Raw genomic sequence first — 19,893 nt, forward strand, 5'->3', positions numbered from 1 at the left:
CGGGAACCATCAGGTCATGACCGCAACCGTTCCGCGCCCTTCGTCGGCCCGGCGCGCGCTGCGTGACCGGGTGATGCGCTTCGCCGAGCTCGCCACGACGCCGCTGCTGCCCGCCGACTACCTGGACATGGTCAACCCGCTGCGCGCGGGTGCGGACCTGCGCGGTCGCATCGTCGCCGTCCACCCCGAGACCCGGGACGCCGCCACGCTGGTCATCCGCCCCGGCGCCGACTGGCAGCCGCACGTGCCCGGCCAGTGGGTGCGCATCGGCGTCGACGTCGATGGCGTCCGCATGTGGCGCGCCTACTCGCTGACCTCGCACCTGGACCGGCCCGACGGCTGCATCGCCGTCACCGTCAAGGCGATCCCCGACGGCAAGGTCAGCAACCACCTGGTGCACCGCACCCGGCCCGGCACCCTGGTCCACCTCGACCAGGCCACCGGCGAGTTCGTGCTGCCCTCGCCGGTGCCGGGCAAGGCGCTGTTCGTCACCGCCGGCTCCGGCATCACCCCGGTGATGGGCATCCTGCGCAACCACACCGGGCTGACCGACGTCGTCGTCGTCCACTCGGCCCCGACGGCGGACGACGTCGTCTTCGGCGCGGAGCTGCGCGAGCTGGCCGCGGCCGGCCGGATCCGGCTGGTCGAGCAGCACACCGACACCGCCGGGATGCTCGACGCGGCCGCGATCGCCGACCTGGTCCCCGACCTGGCCGAGCGCGCCACCTGGGCCTGCGGCCCGGTCGGCATGCTCGAGGCCCTGGAGGAGCACTGGGACGCCGCCGGCATCGCCGACCGGCTGTTCACCGAGCGCTTCCGGCCCACCGTCCTCGTCGCCGGCGAGGGCGGCACCGTGACCTTCACCAGGACCGGGACGTCGCTCGAGGCCGACGGGGCCACCCCGATCCTCGACGCCGCCGAGGAGGCCGGCGTCCTCATGCCGAGCGGCTGCCGGATGGGCATCTGCTTCGGCTGCGTGCTCCCGCTGCGCGAGGGCGCCGTCCGGGACCTGCGCAACGGCGAGGTCACCACGGCCGCGCCGGGCGACGGCGTCCTCGTCCAGACCTGCATCAGCGCCGCCGCCGGCGCCTGCGACATCGACCACTGATCCCCGAGACCCGCTGGGAGCCCCGTATGACCGTGCTGCAGAAGAAGACCGACAACCCGATCGAGCACCTCACCCCCGAGGACATCGAGCTCATCGGCAAGGAGCTCGACGACATCCGCCAGAGTGTCATCGACACCCGCGGCGAGGACGACGCGCGCTACATCCGCAAGGTCATCGACGTCCACCGCAAGATCGAGCTGGGCAGCCGTGCCGTGCTGCTGGCCTCGGGCTTCGCTCCCGCCTTCGTGGTCGGGACGATCGGCCTGTCGGTCGCCAAGATCCTCGAGAACATGGAGATCGGGCACAACATCCTGCACGGCCAGTGGGACTGGATGCGGGACCCGAAGATCCACTCCACGACGTGGGAGTGGGACATGGCCAGCCCGGCCGACCAGTGGAAGCACTCGCACAACGAGCTGCACCACACGTACACGAACGTCGTCGGCAAGGACAACGACCTCGGCTACGGCATCATGCGCGTGGACGAGGACCAGCCGTGGCAGCCGTTCCACCTGGGCCAGCCGCTGTGGAGCTTCATCAACGCCTGCTTCTTCGAGTACGGGATCGCGGCCTACGACCTGGAGCTGGCCGGGACCATCGCCAAGAAGCGGACCGGGGACCCCGAGTTCCGGGCGCGCGCCAAGGCCGTGCTGCGCAAGATCGGCAAGCAGGTGCGCAAGGACTACGTCATCCACCCGCTGCTGTCGGGGCCGAACTTCCTGCCCACGCTCGCGGCCAACTTCACGGCGAACCTGGTGCGCAACCTGTGGTCGAACTCGGTGATCCTCTGCGGGCACTTCCCCGAGGGCGTCGAGACCTTCGAGAAGAAGTCGATCGAGGGCGAGACCCGCGGTGAGTGGTACCTGCGCCAGATGCTCGGCTCGGCCAACATCTCCGGCTCCAAGGCCATGCACATCCTGACCGGGAACCTGTCCCACCAGATCGAGCACCACCTGTTCCCGGACCTGCCGAGCAACCGGTACGCCGAGATCGCCCCGAGGATCCGCGACCTGTTCGACCGCTACGGCCTGAACTACCACACCGCGCCGCTGCCGCAGCAGGTCGGCTCGGCCTGGCACAAGATCATCCGGCTGTCGCTGCCGAACGGCTGGCTGGAGCTGACCAACCGCCGCAACCTGCTCCCGCAGCTCGCGGTGCTCTACAAGATGACCACGGGCAGCCCCAAGGTCCGCCGCACGCTCCAGCGGAAGCTGACCGCCGGTGTCCGCCTCTCCCGGGCGGCCGCCGCCGCCTGACCCACAGCACTGCACTTGAGAGGCCCAGGACGCTCGCCGTCCTGGGCCTCTCGCGTTCACCGGACCCGTCGTCGCCGGGACGGCGTCATCCCCGGCTCCCGGCCGCCGTGACCGTCGGGACGGGTCCGACCCGGCTCGACCACGTCGACCCGGGCTCGATCGCCGATCAGATGAAGCGCCCGTCGACCAATCGCTTGTTGCCCCCCTCGAACACCTGCATCGGGTATGGCGTGCGCCCGTCGGCGTACCGCGGGCCCGACAGGGGGTAGCCCCAGGCGCCCCGCTCCCAGCCCTGGGCCGCCCAGGCCGACAGGAACGGTTCGAGGACGGGGACGGCCACCCATCCGTTCGCCATGTCGGCGACGTGGCTGCGCGTGTACAGCGATCCGCCCTGGAAGTGCTGACCGCAGCCGCCGCCGCGGAGACCGCAGAACACCTCGGTGGTGGGGTAGCCGAGCGCACCCTGCTCCCAGCGTTCGAACTCGTATCCCTGCAGCACCAGGCCGCGGACGGCGGCAGCGCCGGTCGCCGGTGACCAGTAGATGGTGCCTCCCACGAAGTGCTGACCGCAGCCGCCGTTCCGCAGCCCGCAGAACGCCTCGGAGGTCGGCCCGCCGAGCGGTCCGCGTTCCCAGTGGTGGCGCTGGTAGCTGGTCCGGATCGCCGCGGGCAGGACACGCACGTCGCCCCACTTCTCGTACAGGGATCCGCCCTGGAAGTGCTGGCCGTAGGAGCCGTCGACCTGGAGGAACGGTTCGGACGTCGGGTAGCCGAGGCCGCCTTGCTCCCATCCCTGTGCCGCCCAGCGTCCGTAGCCGTCGGCCGCGACCGCGCGGGCGCCGGTCGCCGGCGACCAGTAGATCGACCCGCCCTCGAAGTGCTGGCCGCAGCCACCGCCTCGAAGGCCGCAGAACTGCCCGGACGTCGGGAAGCCGAGCCAGCCGCGCTCCCACGCCCCCGCTGCCCAGCGGGCCTCGACGGGACCACGCGGGACGGCGAAGGCGCCCGTCGGGCTCCAGTAGATGATCCCGCGCTCGAACCGCTGCAGGCAGTTGCCGTCCTGCAAGGTGCAGTCGAGGTCGGCGGTGGGGTAGCCCAGCCCCCGCTCCCACGACGCCGCCGCCCAGGCCGGGAGCGTGGCCGCGTCGACGGCCCACGCACCTGTTGCAGGAGAGGTGTAGACCGACCCACCCTCGAAGTGCTGACCGCAGCCGCCGTTCACCAGTCCGCAGAAGGTGTCCGAGGTCGGGTACCCGAGCGGGCCGTCCTCGAGGCCCCACGCCTCCCACTCACGGTAGACATCCGGGTCGGTCAGCGCTCGGGCGCCGGTGGACGGCGACCAGACGATCTGGCCGGCTGTGAAGTCCTGGTGGCAGCCACCGTCGCGCAGACCGCAGTACTCGACGTCGATGGCAGGACCGAGCACACCGGCGTCCCCGCCCAGGGCCGCGTGCTTGTCGGTGATCGGACTCGATGCTGCGCCGGTCACCGGCTCGATGGCGGCCGACGCCTCCGCCGTCCGTCCCTCGGGCCTCGGTGCCGGCTCGCTCGACCCCCTGGTCGCCGCCTCCTCCGCGGTGAGCGGCGTGCTCGTCGCCGCGGCCGCTCCCGGCCGAGGCCCTCTGTTCGGGGACGCCGGGTCCGGCAGTGAGGACGGCGGGGTGGCCTCCGCCGTGGCCGCGGCGGCCGGCGCGGTCTCGGCGCCGGCCTGTCCGGGCACCGTCAGCGCCCCGACGAGGACGGCGGCCACCAGGCCACCACGCAGCCAGCGCCTGCGCGCACGACCCGACATCGACTCCCCGTCCCCTGCTGCCCGCCCGGTGCGAGCAGGCAGGAAGGTAGGGACCACCGGCATGCCTCCCGGCGCGACACACCGCATCCCGTCCGGCGTCCGGACCAGGAAGTCCGGTCACCGGATCGGCCGGGTCGACGTGCCGATTCCAGGCGTGCTCCACGTGGAACAAGGGCGGCACGCGCGACGGAGGCCCGGGACGGTCGTCCGTCCCGGGCCTCCGCGTCGGTCAGCGGTCGGTCAGGGCCGCGTCGCGGGCGAGGGGTAGTTCAGCGGGAGCAGCAGCGCCGGATCCCTGATCGGCACCTCCCACAACAGCCCTGGACCGTCCGGGTCGATCACCTGGCCGCGACCGAGGAACGCGGCCACCTGCGACTGGCCCTGCTGCATCGCCGGCACGAACCGCGGGTCGAGCAGGAAGCCGTGCGGGTTGGACGCCGCCTGCGGCGCGCGGTCGTTGCGGTACAGGCTGGTGCGCGACCACAGGTCCCCGGCGTCGATGGTCGTGTAGGACGTCGGATTGGGCACCGTCTGGTCCCCGAAGGCGACCTGGAAGACCACCCGCTCCGGCTCGATGAGCGGCGCGAAGGTCTCCGGGCTGCCCGAGCGGGACAGCCACGTCGCCCGCGCCAGGTACTCCTGGATCTCCGCAGCCCCCTCGACGGTCAGGCTCACCGGGTCCTCACCGCGCAGCGGCATCTGCTCCTGGAAGAAGTGGCGGCTCGGGTCCTCGCTGTTGAGCAGCCCGGCTGCCCGGAGCGCCGCCGTGGTGAGCGGGCGGAAGGCCGGTGACAGCCGGGCGATCTCGGTGATCGGGCCGCCGGGCACGTTGAGCACCGAACGGGCGATCGTCGGGTCGACACCGGTGAGCATGGTCCCGTAGATGCCGCCGAAGCTCTGCCCGAAGTAGGTGACGTCCTCCCCGGAGAGCTCCGGCGTCCCGTTGCCGTCGAGGTCCGTGCCGCCCACCGCACGCGCCAGCGTCATGACGTCCGCGGCGGTCTGCCGGAGCGCGTCACGGGACGAGGCCGGTGCGGCGTCGCCGGTCGCCGAGGACCCCTCGGTGCTCTCGATGTCGCCGTCACCGTCCTGGTCGACGCCGCGACCGTAGGTCGGCAGCCGCGTCTGCCCGGTGACGGTGTCGACCAGCCACGCGCTCTCCGGACCCGAGCCGTGCCCGACCACGTTGGTCGCGATGGTCGCGATGCCGCTGCGCGCGTTGGCGGACGCCGCCAGCAGGACGTCTGCGGTCGACCGGGTGAAGCCGTGCCCGTAGACGGCCACCGGCCACCCGCCGGGCGGCGGCGTCCCCTGGGGCAGGACGGCGAGGAACGGCAGCCGCTCGTCGCCGACCGGCTTGGGGCCGTCGTCCCGGGTCGGCGTCTGCTCGATGGTGACGTCCTCGCCCAGCCAGGTCGGCGCCAGGAACGAGCCGAACGCGAGGGTGCTCGTGGGCGGCAGCAGGGCGAGCGGCTGCGGCTCGGGCTGCGGGTCGGTCGTGCCGTTGTCCCGGGCCCAGCGCAGGGTCGTGCCGGCGACGGGGAAGACGCCGTCCACCTGCAGACCGCGCTCCTCGATGCCGGCGACGGAGAACGCCTCACCGCTGTCGATCTGGCGGCGCAGGTCGAGCAGGCCGTCGGTGGCGCTCATCGTCGTGAAGGTCTCGTGCGTGGCCCGGTGGTCCCGGCCGCCCTGGACGCGGATGCGGTAGGTCGTGCCGGGCGCCAGCTGCTCGGCGGGGTGGGCGTAGACGGTGTTCGTCGCCGGGTCGTGGACCACCCGGTCGACCCCGGTGCGCCAGTCGCCGCGGGCCTCCTGCACCGTGATCCGCGCGGCGGCCTCCGCCGGGTCGACCGGCCCGCCGAAGCGCACCGCGATCCGCGGGTCGAGATCGAACCCGTCGAGCTCGTTGAGCTCGCTGACCAGGCCGCAGAGCACCGGCTGTCCGCAGTCCTGGGTGGGCAAGGCGATCCGGCGTCCGGTCAGCTGTGCGGGGTCGCGGACCGTGAGGGTGTCGGAGGGGAAGACCGAGACGGGTGCCGCCTCGTCCGGTGGGCCGGCCGCCGCGGGGGTCGCGGTGACCGTGAGGGCGGCCGTCGTGGCCAGTACACCGAGGACCGTCGAGGTCGCCCGGGGCCAGCGTCGTTGCTGCACGGGTTCTCCAAGCTCTGGGGGACCCCTGCGTGTCTAACCGAACGTGACCGGGGCCACAAGTTGGGTCACGGGAGCAGGTCAGCGGGCGAGCAGGACGCTCGCCGGCACGTGGTCGGCCGACTGCTGGCACAGGTGCGGCTCGGCCTGCGGGCCCGCTCGACCGGTGGACGCGCAGGGACCGGAGCGGTGGTCGCTCCGGGCCCTCTGCGTTCACTCCTGGGTCAGTTGGCCATGTCCACGAAGCGGCTGTAGTGGCCCTGGAAGGCCACGGTGACGTTGGCCGTGGGCCCGTTGCGGTGCTTCACCAGCATGATGTCGGCCTCGCCGGCGCGCGGTGATTCCTTTTCATACATGTCTTCTCGGTGGATCATCATGACCATATCCGCATCTTGTTCGATCGAGCCCGATTCGCGAAGGTCGGAGAGCATTGGCTTTTTGTCCTGCCGTTGTTCTGAACCACGATTCAGCTGACTCATCGCGATGACAGGCACTTCCAATTCCTTGGCGAGCAGCTTCAGGGCACGGGAGAACTCCGAGACCTCCTGCTGACGGCTCTCGACCCGCTTGCCCGACGTCATGAGCTGCAGGTAGTCGATGACCACGAGCTTGAGGTCGTTGCGCTGCTTGAGCCGCCGAGCCTTCGCCCGGATCTCCATCATGGTCATGTTCGGGGAGTCGTCGATGTAGAGCGGCGCATCGGCGATCTCGCCCATCCGGCGGGCCAGCTTCGACCAGTCCTCGTCGGAGAGCGTGCCGGCGCGCATGTGGTGCAGCGGCACCTTCGCCTCGGCCGACAGCAGACGCATGGTGATCTCGTGCTTGCTCATCTCGAGCGAGAAGATGGCCGCCGGCAGGTTGTGCCGCACCGTCGCCGACCGCGCGATGTCCAGACCCAGCGTCGAGTTGTGGGTGGGGATGAAGCTGCGGCCGGCCAGGAACAGGTGGTCCTCGGCGTCGACCTCGATGCACCGCACCGGCACACTCGCGACGGCCTTGACGTCAGTGATGAACCGGACGCCGCGGGCCGTGGACGCGCGGGCACCGCGTTCCTTGTGAGCGAGCTTCTTCCGCTCCAGCCGGAACACCTCGTCATCGGTGCTGAAGGTGAGCGTGAAACAGGTGGACGACGCCTCGCTGCGGCCCCCGACACGCTTGCGCGTCACCCGCACCCGGTGGCCGAGGCCGGCGATGAGCTCGCGGGCATCCTCCGCCAGCCGTCGATTGGTCACCGCGAACTGCACGACGCCGCTCGGCGCCACCGTGCCGTCGGTGTCCAGCAGTCCGGCCAGCAGAGCGCGGCGCTGAGCCACGGAGCCCCGTAGGTAGGCCATCGGGATGTGCTTGTCCCCGAAGACGCCCAGGGTGCGCAGCAGGCCCTGCACGGTGCCGTGGTCGTCGCGGCAGGCCTGGCACTGCGCAGAGCCCGACGAGGGGCCGCCGCAGTCGGGGCAGACCGCCTGACGGCCGACGCCACCGCTGGCCCGCAGCCGGCCGCCGCACGTCTTGCCACAGGTCTGCACCTGCGACGTCTTCGGCACGAACGGCTCACCGCACATGGGGCACGGCCGGGCAGCGACGGCCGGCCGCGCCGGGAGCCGCAGCGCGTACCGCCTGTCGACACCCGTCGGCTCGACCACCAGGCCGTCGGCCTCGATGTAGACGGCGATCTCCGGGTCGTTGCTGGTGAAGTGCGCGGCGCGGGAGGTTCCGTCACCCAGCCACACGCCCAGCGCGTACGGCGGCAGCGGGAGGTCGGCCTGCGGCAGCTCCAGGGCCGCAGCGTTGGTCACCGAGTGGTTGAGGCGGGCGTCCTGAGTGGCGCAGCGGACGGTGCGGGCGATCTCCTCCGTCGTCCGCACCTCGGCGGACGTGCGCTGGGTGCGGCAGCCGTCGTCACCGGCGGCGGCAGCCCGGGCGGACCTGCGGCTGGCGCGGGTGTCGGTCAACCACTGGTGCTGGGCATCGGCCACGATCACCGAGCCGTCGGAGAAGTGCACCTCGTAGCACGGGCGCCCGGTCATGACCTCGGTCGCGGCGACGACCGTCGTCGGCCGCCCGTCCGAACCCATCACCTGGTCGCCGACCGCGACCTCACCCATCGTCGTCCAGCCGGTCGGCGTCGCGATCGGGGTGTCGAGGACGAGAGCCTTGCCCACGCCAGGACGAGCGGCGATGACGACCATCTGGCCGGCCTGCAGACCGTTGGTCAGCTCGTCGAGGTCGCGGATGCCGGTGGGGACGCCGCGGGCGGTGCCGCCCCGGGAGGCGATGGCGTCCAGCTCGTCCATCGTCGGCTGCAGGACGTCCTCGAGGCGCGAGTAGTCCTCGCTCATGCGCTTCTCGGTGACGTCGTAGATCTCCTGCTGCGCACGGTCGACGATGTCGTCGACGTCGCCCTTGCCGCCGGCCGCGCCGTACCCCAGCTGGACCACGCGGGTGCCGGCCTCGACCAGCCTGCGCAGCACCGCCTGCTCGGCCACGATCGCCGCGTAGTAGCCGGCGTTGGCCGCCGTCGGCGTCGACTGGATGAGGGTGTGCAGGTAGACCGCACCGCCCATCTTCGACAGCTGGTCGGTGCGGTTCAGCTCGGCGGCGACGGTGATCGCGTCGGCCGGCTCACCCCGCCCGTAGAGGTCGAGCACGCAGTCGAAGATCACCTGGTGCGCCGGGCGGTAGAAGTCCGGCCCCGCCAGCACCTCGACGACGTCGGCGATCGCGTCCTTGCTCAGCAGCATCCCGCCCAGCACCGACTGCTCCGCCGCGACGTCCTGCGGCGGCTGCCGGTCGTAGGCAGGCGCCGTCGGGGTCGGTCGGCTGAAGTCGTCGGCCACCGCCACGGGAGGTCCTCCATCCACTCACGGCGCACCCGCGCACAGGCCCCGGCGTGATCGCCGGGGCCTGGTGGGGGAGCACCAGTACGCTGCACACCTGTCTCGAACGTGTGTTCGAGACGTTCCTACCCCGGGGCACCGACAGTTCGGGCGGGCGCGGGGTGTGGAGAGGACGTTAGGAAGTGCGGACGGACCAGTCCAACACCGGTGTGGGTGCGCTTCTGCACAACTTGTGGACAAGTCGGTGGACACAGACGTGTCGACATGTGGAGACAGCGGGGGACGCCGTGGCGCCGTCCCCCGTATCCCGCAGTTGACCTGCGCGAAGACGACCCACCGGGTGTGGACGGGAGAAAGTCCGGAGAAATCCGGGTGTCGGCGCCCGGCGTGTCGGGGGAGCCGGCGCAGGCGTCCCAGCGGTCACACGTCCACAGGTCGCGCACACACCCGGGCCACCGGGCCCGCGCTGCCCCCGACGGCCCGCGGGACGCCGTGAGGGGCGCCGGACCGGAGTCCGACGCCCCTCACGGGCGCTGCACAGCACCGAGCGGCCCCGTCCAGAGGCCCACCCTCAGCCCGTGGAGGGCGGGGTCCTCCTTCAGCCGGGGACGACCTCGATGGTCAGCTGCGCGGTGACCTCGGGGTGCACCCGCACGGTCACGGTGTGCTGGCCGGTGGTCTTGATGCTGCTGGGCAGCTCGACCCGGCGCCGGTCGAGCTCGGGGCCACCGGCAGCGGTGACCGCGTTGACGACGTCGGCGGTGGTGATGCGGCCGAACAGCCGGCCACCGTCACCGGCGCGCGCCGGCACCTGCACGGTCAGACCCGACAGCCGGCCGGCCACGGTCTGAGCCTCCTCGAGCGAACGCACCTCGCGGGTGGCACGCGCCCGGCGCAGCGACTCGACCTGCTTCTCGGCACCGCGGGTGGCCTTGATGGCCAGGCCGCGGGGCAGGAGGTAGTTGCGGGCGTACCCACCCTTGACCTCCACGGTGTCACCGGAGGACCCGAGACCGGTGACCTCCTGCGTCAGGATCAGCTTCTGGGTGCTCATCGTCAGCGCGCCGTCGAGGTGTAGGGCAGCAGGGCCATCTCGCGGCTGTTCTTCACGGCCACGGCGACGTCCCGCTGGTGCTGGCTGCAGTTGCCGCTGACGCGGCGGGCACGGATCTTGCCGCGGTCGGAGATGAACTTCCGCAGCAGGGTCGTGTCCTTGTAGTCGATGTAGGTCGCCTTGTCCTTGCAGAACTGGCAGACCTTCTTCTTGGGCTTGCGGACGGGGGGCTTGGCCACCGGATTCTCCAGAGTTCAGTACGAAGGTGTGGCCCTCCTGCCGGGTCCCGCCGCGAGCCTGCGAGCGGTGGGGGGCAGGAGGGTCCTCTTAGAAGGGCGGCTCGTCGGACGGCGGGGCCGGGGTCGACCACGGGTCGCTGGACCCGCCGCCACCACCGAAGCCGCCACCGCCACCGCCGCCGAAGCCGCCACCGCCGCCCTCACCGCGCGAGGCCTTGGTGACCTTCGCGGTGGCGTAGCGGAGCGACGGGCCGATCTCGTCGACCTCGAGCTCGACGACGGTGCGCTTCTCGCCTTCCTTGGTCTCGAACGACCGCTGCTTGAGCCGGCCGGAGACGATCACCCGCGACCCGCGGGTCAGCGACTCGGCGACGTTCTCCGCCGCCTGCCGCCACACGTTGCAGCGCAGGAAGAGCGCCTCGCCGTCCTTCCACTCCTGCGACTGGCGGTCGAAGGTCCGCGGCGTGGAGGCCACGGTGAAGTTGGCGACCGCGGCACCGGAGGGCGTGAAACGCAGCTCCGGGTCCGACGTCAGGTTGCCGATGACGGTGATGACGGTCTCGCCGGCCATGGTCAGTGGACCTCGGGCCGCATCAGCTTCGTGCGGAGCACCGACTCGTTGAGGTTCAGCTGCCGGTCGAGCTCGGCCACCGCGGCGGGCGTGGCCTGGATGTCGACGATGGCGTAGATGCCCTCGACCTGCTTCTTGATCTCGTAGGCCAGCCGGCGGCGGCCCCAGATCTCGGTCTTCACGGTGCCACCGGAGTTGGTGACGACGGTGAGGAACCGGTCGAGGGAGGGAGCGATCGTGCGCTCCTCCAGGTCGGGGTCGAGGATGACCATCAGTTCGTAGTGACGCACGGAGAACCCCACCTCCTCTGGTCTGAGCGGCTGCAGCAGGTCTGCAGCAGGAGGGTCGTACACGCGTCGCGCGCCCCGCCGGTGACAGCCACCGGTGGAACGCGCGTCGGTCATGCTACCAGCGCCGACGAGCCGCTCCGCCGCCGTCCACGGGCACCGGCCAACGGGACGCGGGGCGCCGCATCCGTCGGACCCCGACCGTAGGCTCGCCGGCGTGCCAGTTCACCCGATCGGCGTACACGTCGGCCCAGGCCTGACCCAGGACGGCGGGATGGACGACGGCGGCCCGCTGGCCCGTGCCGCGGAGATGGACGCCGACGGCGTGCAGTTCTTCCTCAGCGACCCGCAGGGTTGGAAGACGCCGCGGCTGTCCGCCGACCAGCAGGCGGACCTCGTCGGTGACGTGACCCTCTTCGTGCACGCGCCCTACGTCCTCAACGTGGCCTCGACGAACAACCGCATCCGCATCCCCAGCCGCAAGATGCTCGGCCAGCACGCCCAGCTCTCCGCGGCCATCGGAGCCCGCGGCATGGTGGTGCACGGCGGTCACGTCCTGGGCACTGACGACCCGGCCGCCGGCGCCGACAACTGGCGCAAGACCTTCTCCCGGCAGGCCGACGACGGCGGTTTCCCGGTCCCCCTGCTGATCGAGAACACCGCCGGCGGCGGCAACGCGATGGCCCGCGACCTGGACGCGATCGCGCGGCTGTGGGAGGCCGTCGGCGGGTTCGGCGCCGGGTTCGTGCTCGACACCTGCCACGCCTGGGCCGCCGGCTGGGACCTCGCGACGGCGGTGGACGACGTCCGGGCGATCACCGGCCGCGTCGACCTGGTGCACCTGAACAACAGCCGCGACCCGCAGGGCTCCAGCCGCGACCGGCACGCGCCGCTGGCCGACGGCGAGATCCCCACCGAGCTGCTGGTCGAGGTCGCCCGGGCCGCCGACTGCCCCGTCGTCCTGGAGACCCCCGGGGACGCCGCGAGCCACGCCGAGGAGATCACCCTGCTGCGGTCAGCCCTGGCCTGACCTCGCGGCCCGTTCCACGTGGAACGGGATGGCTGCCGGTAATGCCTGGTGCGGGGGAGTCGGGGCCCTCGAAGGCGCTCAGAGCGCCGACTTCCCCGCAGTCGTCTCGTCGGGAACGCGCGGACGTCCGCGCCCCAGCGTCAGCACGTCACGCGCCCCGTCGAGCGGCCCGCCGGCGGGGTCGTCCACCCCCGGCCAGCTGGTGCGGACGACGTCGTCGTCGGGCCGCCGGACCTCCCGGACGACGAGCACCATCAGCGCCACCAGGACGGCGTCCCGCAGGAGGACGGCGAGGAAGAACCACTCGACCTCGACGCCGCGGTTCTCCGTGCCGAGGTAGTAGAGCATCGTCATGACCCACACCAGCGCCTCGCTGGCCTGCCAGACCAGCAGCGAGCGCCACCGCGGCCGGGCCAGCACCGCCAGCGGGAGCAGCCACAGGGCGTACTGCGGGCTGTAGACCTTGTTGAGCAGCAGGAAGCCGGCCACCAGCAGGAAGGCCACCTGCGCCACCCGCGGCCGCACGGGGGCGGTGAGCACCAGCCACGCGACCCCGGCGGCCAGCGCGAGCAGCAGCACGGCGACGACCGCGTTGAGCACCGACGGCGTCTCGCCCTCGGCGAGCGGCCCGTCGAGGACCCGGTTCTCCGTGGCGGTCAGCAGGACGTTCCAGATCGACTCCGGGTTGGCCGCCCGCTGGCGGCTGAAGGCGAAGAACCAGCCCCAGTTCTCCGGCGCCACCAGCGCGACCGGCACGTTGACCACCAGCCACGCCCCGACCGCGGCGACCGCCGCCCGCAGCCAGGTCCCGAGCGCCCCGGCCCGCAGGCACAGCAGGAACAGCGCGCCCAGCACGAGCACCGGGTAGAGCTTGGCGGCCACGCCCAGCCCGAGCAGCGCGCCGGCGAGCACCGGCCGCTCCCGGGCCCACGCCCACATCCCGAGGGTGGTCAGCGCGACGGCCAGCAGGTCCCAGTTGTTGAACGCGTAGACGAGCAGGACGGGGGAGAGCGCGACCATCGCGGTGTCCCACGGCCGCCGGCCGGTCAGCGGCAGGACGGCGCGGGTGACGACCAGCGCGCACACCGCCATCAGCAGCGCCGTCACGATCGTGTAGCTCTGCACCGGCGGGACGGCGGGCAGCACGCCCACCGCGGCCGCCAGCCCGTCGTACCAGCCGGAGAGCAGCGCGGCGAGCGCCATCGCGGCCCCGGTCAGCACCGGGTACTCCACCCGGGCGTCGAGGTAGGGCAGCGCGCCGTCTCCCTGCCCGTAGACGCCGAACAGCGGGACCGGGTCGGAGTAGCAGAGGTGCGTGTACTGCAGCGAGCCGGTCCAGTCGCCGTCGGAGCACGGGGCCTGCTTGAGCCAGGCCAGCGCCAGCACGGTGGTGGTGAACAGCAGGCAGACCCGCAGCGGGGTCCAGAACGCCGCGCGCCCGACGACGGCGTGCCGGCCCCACGGGCCGCCCACGGCCTCGCTGGCCTGCGCCACCACCGGGTCGCTCCACGAGGGGACGACGCGGTCGGGCCGGCGGCGGTCCGCCCCGGGAGACGCCGCCGGCCCGTCCGCTGCTGCGGACGGGCCGGTCGGGATCGTGCTCATGCGGTCAGTCTGCCCGCCGGGGCTCAGCCGGTCGGCTGCTCCTCCTGGTCCTGCGCCTGGTCCTGTCCGTCCTGCCCCTCGGCCGGCCGGCCGTTGGACACGTCGGTGTCGGTCTCCTCGTCGGTCGGGTCCGTGGTGGTCGTGTCGGTTCCCGTGTCCGGGGTCTCCGGCTGGTCGACGACCGGGGGCTGCTCGACGACCGGCGGCTGCTCGACGACCGGCTCCTCCGCCTGCGGGGTCGGCTGGGTGACCACCGGGGCCGGCTCCGGCTCGGGGGCGGGCTCGGGCTCCGGCTCGGGCACGCCCACACCGGTGTCGCCGCGGATGACCGCGCGGTCGGGCAGGTCCTCCTCCGGCGTCCCCTCCAGCACGGTGTCCATGAACTCCTGCCAGATGGCGCCGGGCAGACCCGAGCCGTAGATGATCCGGCCGTTGACGTCCTCGAGCGGGTCGAGGCGGTCGGTGCCCATCCACACCGCCGTCGAGATCGACGGGGTGAACCCGACCATCCACGCGTCGGAGTTGTCCTCGCCCTGACCCTGCGTACCGGTCTTGCTGGCCACCTCGCGGCCGCCGTCGAGCGAGCGCCGCGAGTAGTCCGCGACGTCGGTCATCCCGTAGGTGGTGTCGTTGACGACGTCGGCCTCGAGGACCTGGTCGCCGGCGTCGCCGTTGTACTCCAGCAGCACCGCGCCCTGGCTGTCGGTCACCCGCGACACGAAGAACGGCTCGTGCTCGACGCCGCCGTTGGCCAGGGTGGCGAAGCCGTGCGCCTGGTCGATCGGGCGCATCTCGTACTGGCCGATGCCGATCGAGGCGCCGGCGGCCCCGGTCTCCGGGTCGGCCAGCGTGGTCTCGCCGTCGAGCATGCTGCCGGTCTCCGGCCAGACCTCCGGCAGGCCGGTGGCCTCGAGGATGTTCTGCCGCACCCGCTCGGCGCCGACCTCGTAGGCCAGCCCGTAGTAGGTGGTGTTCAGCGAGCGGGTCATCGCCTCCCGCAGCGTGCAGGCGCCGCACGAGGCGCCGCCGGAGTTGCTGACCGGCAGGCCCGGGCGGTCGGGGAACTCCTGCGGCGAGGAGCCGTCCCGCCGGGCGTTGACGCCGATGCCGTCCTCCAGCGCGGTGGCCAGCACGTACGGCTTGACCGACGAGCCCGGCTGGCGGCGCGCCTGGGCGTAGTCGACGGCGCCGTCACCGGCGCCGATCGGCCCGCCGTAGTAGGCGCGCACGGCACCGGTCCGCGGGTCGATGGCCACGAGCGCCTCGCGCAGGTTCTCCGGCTGGCCGTCCATCACCTCGGCGACGGAGGCGATGGCGGCGTCGTGGTACCGCTTGTCCACGGTGGTGGTGATCCGCAGGCCGCCGGCCCGGATCTGCTGCTCGTCGTAGCCCTTGGCCTCGAGCTCCGCGATGGCGCGCTGGACGACCAAGCCCTCCGGCCCGCTGGGGATGCCGAGAGTGGAGTCCATCCGCGGCTGCACGGGCGGGAAGGTCGAGGCGTCCCGCTCCTCCTGGGTCAGCCAGCCCTCCTCGACCATCGCGTCGAGCACCAGGGCCCAGCGGTCCTGCGAGCCCTCCGGGTTGGACTCCGGGTCGTAGTTCGACGGGCTGCGCACCAGGACGGCGAGCACCGCGCCCTGCTGGGCGGTCAGCTGGCTGGCCGGCACACCGAAGTAGGTGTTGGCCGCCGCCTCGATGCCGTAGGCGCCGCGGCCGAAGTAGATGGTGTTCAGGTAGTTCTCGAGGATCTCGTCCTTCTCGTACTGGTTGTCCAGCTTGACGGCGAGGAAGAGCTCCTGGAACTTGCGGCTGAACGTCTGGTCCGACGTCAGGAACGCGTTCTTCACGTACTGCTGGGTGATCGTCGAGCCACCCTGCGTCGAGCCGCCGGTCAGGTTGTTCCAGGCGGCGCGGACGATGCCCGTGGCCGAGATGCCGGGGTCGGTGTAGAAGTTCCGGTTCTCCGCGGCCAGGATCGCCTCGCGCGCGGGCTCGGAGACCTCGGCGAGCGGGACGTTGGTGCGGTTCTCCGCGCCCAGCCGGGCCATCTCGGTGGTGCCGTCGGCGTAGTAGACGACGGTCGTCTGCGCGTTCTGCACCGAGCTCGGGTCGGGCACCTCGGTGGTCGCGTAGACGACGCCCACGAAGACGCCGAGCAGCACGAACATCCCGGCGACCAGGCCGAGGAGCGCCTTGAGCCGGCGACGGCGGCGCTGCTTCTTCGTCCGCACGGCCTTGCCCGCGGGGCGGGTGCCCCGGGCGGGCCCGGTGCGCGACGTCCCGGGCGCGCCCCCGCTGCGCGAGGCCGTCGTCCGTCCCCCGCGGCCCGCCGGCGGCCGGCCCCTGCCTGCCGGGGGACGGCCACCTCCGCCGCCCCCGGCGGCGGTGCGGCCGGACGGCGGACGGCGGACCGAGCCGCTGCGCGGCCCGACCGGTGAGGTCTCGTCGTGGGGAGGCACGCAGGGCCCCTCTCTGGTTCGGCTGTCTCGGGCGGGCACACTGGACGGACTCGTCCGGCACCCAGGGTGGCGTGTTCAGCTGTGCGGGCGGGGAGGACCCGCGGCGCAGCAGCGCCCAGGTGTCCCAACGACCACGCGGGGTACCTGGTGTTCCGCGTGTGACGCGTCCTACTCCGTGGCCGCCCGCCGCCGCGTGCGCCGCGGCTGACGGCCCGGGTCCGGGTCGGCCCCCAGGACGTACGAGCAGTCCAGGTGGTTCCAGCCGCACCCGCGGCACACCTGGACGGTGTACACGGAGAACTCCTCCTGCATCCCGTCCATCCGGGCGAGCTCGGCCGGCGTCTTCGCCTGGCCGGCCGTGGGGCCCAGGTTCTCCCCGTACACGTAGCTCACCAGCGTGAGCCGCTCCTTGCGGCACACCGGACAGGCGACGTCGGTCGCCTCGCCGTGGTACCTGGCCGCCCGGGTGAGGTACGGACTGGCGTCGCAGACCTCGAAGACCCCCGTGCGGCCGGCGTACACGTCGGCGAGGACGGCTCGCCGCTGCAGCGAGTAGTCCACGACGGATCGACGTCCGGGCACGGCGCCAATGTACGCAACGCGGCGGACAGCGGAAGGCGTCCGGCGACGTCCGGACGCCGTCCCGGACCCCTCTGCGTGGTCGCGGACGCTGCCGTCGATGTATCGTCCCGATACATCGGAGCGTACGACGACGAGGAGCGTGGACGTGCTCGAGTTCGCCATCCTCGGCCTGCTGCACCAGTCGCCGATGCACGGCTACGAGCTGCGCAAGCAGCTCGCCCAGGTGCTCGGCGGGCTGCGCAGCATCTCCTACGGCTCGCTGTACCCCGCGCTCAAGCGGCTGCACGCCGCTGGGTACGTCACCACCGACGAGCCGGACCCGCGCGCACCGCTGCCGGCGGACGCACCACCGCTGACCGGCCGGCGGGGGAAGGTGGTCTACACGATCACCGCCGAGGGCAAGGAGCGCTTCCACGAGCTGGTCGGCCAGTCCGGCCCGGAGGCCTACGACGACGGCGGCCTGTTCGGCGTCCGCCTGGCCTTCTTCCGGCACACCGCGGCCGACGTCCGGCTGCGCGTCCTCGAGGGCCGGCGGCGCACCGTCGAACTGCAGCGCGAGGGCCTGCGGGCCTCCCTCTCCCGCACCCGCGAGCGGCTGGACCGCTACACCCTCGAGCTGCAGCGGCACGGCCTGGAGTCGGTCGACCGCGAGGTCCGCTGGCTGGCCGAGCTCATCGACCGCGAGCTGACCGACAGCCACCAGCGTCGAGCCGACGGCGCCGAGCCCGGGGATCCGCCGGAGACGTCCCCGCGGCCCTGACCAGTTCCCCACCGACGACCGGGCGGCACAGCTCCGCGCCGGTCACCCCCGAGCGAGACCGTCCGCGGTCCGCGCCCACCGACCGCACGCGGTCTGCGAAGAAGGAGAGCTCCATGGGATCCGTCAAGGTCGCCATCGTCGGCGTCGGCAACTGCGCCGCCTCGCTGGTGCAGGGTGTCCACTACTACCGCGAGGCGGACGAGACCGCGTCGGTGCCGGGCCTGATGCACGTCCGCTTCGGCGAGTACCACGTCGGTGACGTGCAGTTCGTCGCCGCGTTCGACGTGGACGCCAAGAAGGTCGGCCGGGACCTCTCCGAGGCCATCGTCGCCAGCGAGAACAACACCATCACGATCTGCGACGTCCCGCCGCTGGGCGTCACCGTGCAGCGGGGCACCACCCTCGACGGGCTCGGGAAGTACTACCGCGAGACGATCGAGGAGTCCGACGAGGAGCCGGTGGACGTCGTCGCGGCACTCCGCGAGGCGCAGGCCGACGTCCTGGTCTGCTACCTCCCGGTCGGCTCGCAGCAGGCCGCCGAGTTCTACGCCCAGTGCGCCCTGGACGCCGGGGTCGCCTTCGTCAACGCGCTGCCGGTCTTCATCGCCGGCACGCCGGAGTGGGCCGAGAAGTTCACCGCCGCCGGTGTGCCGATCGTCGGCGACGACATCAAGTCGCAGGTCGGCGCGACCATCACCCACCGGGTGCTGGCCAAGCTGTTCGAGGACCGCGGCGTCCAGCTCGACCGCACCATGCAGCTCAACGTCGGCGGCAACATGGACTTCAAGAACATGCTCGAGCGCGAGCGCCTGGAGTCCAAGAAGATCTCCAAGACCCAGGCGGTCACCAGCCAGGTCGACCGGGACATGGGCAAGGACAACGTGCACATCGGCCCGTCGGACCACGTGCCGTGGCTGTCGGACCGCAAGTGGGCCTACGTGCGCCTGGAGGGCCGCGCGTTCGGTGACGTCCCGCTGAACCTGGAGTACAAGCTCGAGGTCTGGGACTCCCCGAACTCCGCCGGCATCATCATCGACGCCGTCCGTGCCGCGAAGATCGCCAAGGACCGCGGCATCGGCGGCCCGATCCTGTCGGCGTCCTCCTACTTCATGAAGAGCCCGCCGGTGCAGTACAGCGACAGCGAGGCCCGCGACGCCGTGGAGGCGTTCATCCGGGGCGACGTCGAGCGCTGAGCCAGGACGACGGCAGGGCCCGCTCCTCCCCGGAGGCGGGCCCTGCCGCGTCGTGCCGGGTGACCCCGAGCGGCCGCCCTGCAGGGACCCGCCGCGAGCGTGCGAGTGGCGTCGTGCCGGGTGGCCCCTTCTCTACGCTGGCCGCGTGCCCGCCCGCCGACGTCCGCTGCTGCCCGTCCTGGGGCTGACGGTGGCCCTGCTGGCCGGGTGCGGCGGCGGGGAGGAGCGGGCGGAGGGCGCGCCGGTCACCGAGGAGGAGGCGCGGCTGCTGGCCCAGCTGCTGGCCGACAACCACGAGCGGGGCGGCGCCGACGTCGTGGTCACCGCCCCCTACGGCCCGGACACCGTGCTCACCCTGACCGGCGAGGTCGACCTGGCCGACGGCGTCGGCCGCGCCCAGGCGGTCACCTCGTACGGCGACGGCCGGCCCGACGACACCCGCACGCTGTTCTTCACCGCCGACCAGCTGTGGTTCGGCGAGGTCCCCGGCCTGCCGGCCGCGCTCGGCGCCGCGGGGCTGCCCGAGGCCGCCTACGTGCGCCGCCCCGTGGCGCTGGGGGAGCAGGCCCCGCTGGTCGACGTCCTCACGCAGGTGGTGCTCAACCTGGCCGCCGAGGAGGCGGACGCCGCCGGCGCCTTCCAGGGTGCGGGCTACACGTGGGAGGGCGACGGCTCGATCAACGGCGAGCTGGCCGCGCGCTACGCCTCGACGGCCGGCTGGTCGGTCGCGGTCGACCGCTCCACCGACCGGCTGGTGCAGTACCGCACGCCGCTGCCGGGCCAGGGGTTCGAGGTCACCGTGACGCTGTCGGACCACGGCCCGCGCACGATCACCGTGCCGGCGGACGGGGAGTCCGTGGACGGGGCGGCGCACCCGCAGGTGGCGGCGACCGTCGGGCTGTAGGGGGGAAGGACCACCCTTCCCCCCACGCTCAGGGGGAGAGCCCCTGGAGGGCGGCCGTTCCAGCACCT

16 protein-coding genes are annotated in these 19,893 nt (G+C 72.5%); 6 read left to right on the forward strand and 10 right to left on the reverse strand.

Annotation, left to right across the window (positions count from 1 at the left end; all coding sequences use genetic code 11):
* The first annotated feature begins 16 nt into the window (after positions 1-16).
* Entirely contained in the window at positions 17-1,108 is a 1,092-nt protein-coding gene (locus BLR12_RS11740) for a ferredoxin reductase (protein WP_091378519.1), read from the forward strand.
* Positions 1,109-1,134: 26 nt separating this feature from the next.
* Entirely contained in the window at positions 1,135-2,364 is a 1,230-nt protein-coding gene (locus BLR12_RS11745) for a fatty acid desaturase family protein (RefSeq protein ID WP_091377868.1), read from the forward strand.
* Positions 2,365-2,530: 166 nt separating this feature from the next.
* Here the strand turns inward: BLR12_RS11745 and BLR12_RS11750 are convergent, their stop codons facing one another.
* The 7 genes from BLR12_RS11750 to rpsF form a co-directional block, all read right to left on the reverse strand.
* Positions 2,531-4,114, reverse strand: a complete 1,584-nt coding sequence (locus tag BLR12_RS11750) for a hypothetical protein (protein ID WP_091377872.1) — start codon at positions 4,112-4,114, stop codon at positions 2,531-2,533.
* Between the two features lie 282 nt (positions 4,115-4,396).
* Positions 4,397-6,310 carry a hypothetical protein gene (locus BLR12_RS11755; RefSeq protein WP_091377876.1) on the reverse strand — a complete coding sequence of 638 codons (1,914 nt, stop codon included), beginning with the start codon at positions 6,308-6,310 and terminating at the stop codon, positions 4,397-4,399.
* Between the two features lie 221 nt (positions 6,311-6,531).
* Positions 6,532-9,147, reverse strand: coding sequence for a replicative DNA helicase (gene dnaB, locus BLR12_RS11760; protein WP_091377878.1), 2,616 nt, complete (start codon positions 9,145-9,147; stop codon positions 6,532-6,534).
* 592 nt (positions 9,148-9,739) lie between these two features.
* Positions 9,740-10,195 carry a 50S ribosomal protein L9 gene (gene rplI / locus BLR12_RS11765; RefSeq protein ID WP_091377881.1) on the reverse strand — a complete coding sequence of 152 codons (456 nt, stop codon included), beginning with the start codon at positions 10,193-10,195 and terminating at the stop codon, positions 9,740-9,742.
* Between the two features lie 2 nt (positions 10,196-10,197).
* On the reverse strand, positions 10,198-10,434 hold the full coding sequence (gene rpsR / locus BLR12_RS11770) for a 30S ribosomal protein S18 (protein ID WP_091377883.1): 237 nt from the start codon (positions 10,432-10,434) through the stop codon (positions 10,198-10,200).
* An 88-nt stretch (positions 10,435-10,522) separates the two neighbouring features.
* A complete protein-coding gene (locus BLR12_RS11775; protein ID WP_091377888.1) occupies positions 10,523-11,005 on the reverse strand; it encodes a single-stranded DNA-binding protein in 483 nt (160 codons plus the stop codon).
* A gap of 2 nt (positions 11,006-11,007) precedes the next feature.
* Positions 11,008-11,295, reverse strand: coding sequence for a 30S ribosomal protein S6 (gene rpsF / locus BLR12_RS11780; protein WP_091378522.1), 288 nt, complete (start codon positions 11,293-11,295; stop codon positions 11,008-11,010).
* Positions 11,296-11,509: 214 nt separating this feature from the next.
* Between rpsF and BLR12_RS11785 the strand changes: the two genes are divergently transcribed.
* A complete protein-coding gene (locus BLR12_RS11785; RefSeq protein ID WP_218120632.1) occupies positions 11,510-12,322 on the forward strand; it encodes a deoxyribonuclease IV in 813 nt (270 codons plus the stop codon).
* A 78-nt stretch (positions 12,323-12,400) separates the two neighbouring features.
* Here BLR12_RS11785 and BLR12_RS11790 read toward each other — a convergent pair whose 3' ends face one another.
* From BLR12_RS11790 to BLR12_RS11800, 3 genes are all read right to left on the reverse strand, one after another.
* The gene (locus BLR12_RS11790; protein WP_091377894.1) at positions 12,401-13,927 is read right to left on the reverse strand and encodes a glycosyltransferase family 87 protein; all 1,527 of its coding nucleotides are present in this window, start codon (positions 13,925-13,927) and stop codon (positions 12,401-12,403) included.
* 23 nt (positions 13,928-13,950) lie between these two features.
* On the reverse strand, positions 13,951-16,158 hold the full coding sequence (locus BLR12_RS11795; RefSeq protein WP_255363438.1) for a transglycosylase domain-containing protein: 2,208 nt from the start codon (positions 16,156-16,158) through the stop codon (positions 13,951-13,953).
* 396 nt (positions 16,159-16,554) lie between these two features.
* Positions 16,555-16,968: a DUF5318 domain-containing protein gene (locus tag BLR12_RS11800; protein WP_091377898.1), complete on the reverse strand. Its 414-nt coding sequence runs from the start codon at positions 16,966-16,968 to the stop codon at positions 16,555-16,557.
* Positions 16,969-17,113: 145 nt separating this feature from the next.
* Here BLR12_RS11800 and BLR12_RS11805 point away from each other — a divergent pair, with 145 nt between their 5' ends.
* From BLR12_RS11805 to BLR12_RS11815, 3 genes are all read left to right on the forward strand, one after another.
* Positions 17,114-17,728: a PadR family transcriptional regulator gene (locus BLR12_RS11805; protein WP_091378524.1), complete on the forward strand. Its 615-nt coding sequence runs from the start codon at positions 17,114-17,116 to the stop codon at positions 17,726-17,728.
* Between the two features lie 113 nt (positions 17,729-17,841).
* Positions 17,842-18,921 (forward strand): inositol-3-phosphate synthase, encoded by a 1,080-nt coding sequence (locus BLR12_RS11810; protein ID WP_091377900.1) that lies wholly within the window; start codon positions 17,842-17,844, stop codon positions 18,919-18,921.
* A gap of 145 nt (positions 18,922-19,066) precedes the next feature.
* Positions 19,067-19,825 carry a hypothetical protein gene (locus BLR12_RS11815; RefSeq protein WP_091377903.1) on the forward strand — a complete coding sequence of 253 codons (759 nt, stop codon included), beginning with the start codon at positions 19,067-19,069 and terminating at the stop codon, positions 19,823-19,825.
* The last annotated feature ends 68 nt before the right edge of the window (positions 19,826-19,893 follow it).

Origin of the sequence: Geodermatophilus sp. DSM 45219 (genome assembly GCF_900104025.1) — a bacterium.
Lineage (GTDB): Bacteria > Actinomycetota > Actinomycetes > Mycobacteriales > Geodermatophilaceae > Geodermatophilus.

Excerpts from the sequence above, each read along its gene's own strand:
- BLR12_RS11740 (WP_091378519.1), top strand. The coding sequence starts at position 17 with ATGACCGCAACCGTTCCGCGCCCTTCGTCGGCCCGGCGCGCGCTGCGT.
- BLR12_RS11745 (WP_091377868.1), top strand. The coding sequence starts at position 1,135 with ATGACCGTGCTGCAGAAGAAGACCGACAACCCGATCGAGCACCTCACC.
- rplI (WP_091377881.1), bottom strand. The coding sequence starts at position 10,195 with ATGAGCACCCAGAAGCTGATCCTGACGCAGGAGGTCACCGGTCTCGGG.
- BLR12_RS11775 (WP_091377888.1), bottom strand. The coding sequence starts at position 11,005 with ATGGCCGGCGAGACCGTCATCACCGTCATCGGCAACCTGACGTCGGAC.
- BLR12_RS11790 (WP_091377894.1), bottom strand. The coding sequence starts at position 13,927 with ATGAGCACGATCCCGACCGGCCCGTCCGCAGCAGCGGACGGGCCGGCG.
- BLR12_RS11810 (WP_091377900.1), top strand. The coding sequence starts at position 17,842 with ATGGGATCCGTCAAGGTCGCCATCGTCGGCGTCGGCAACTGCGCCGCC.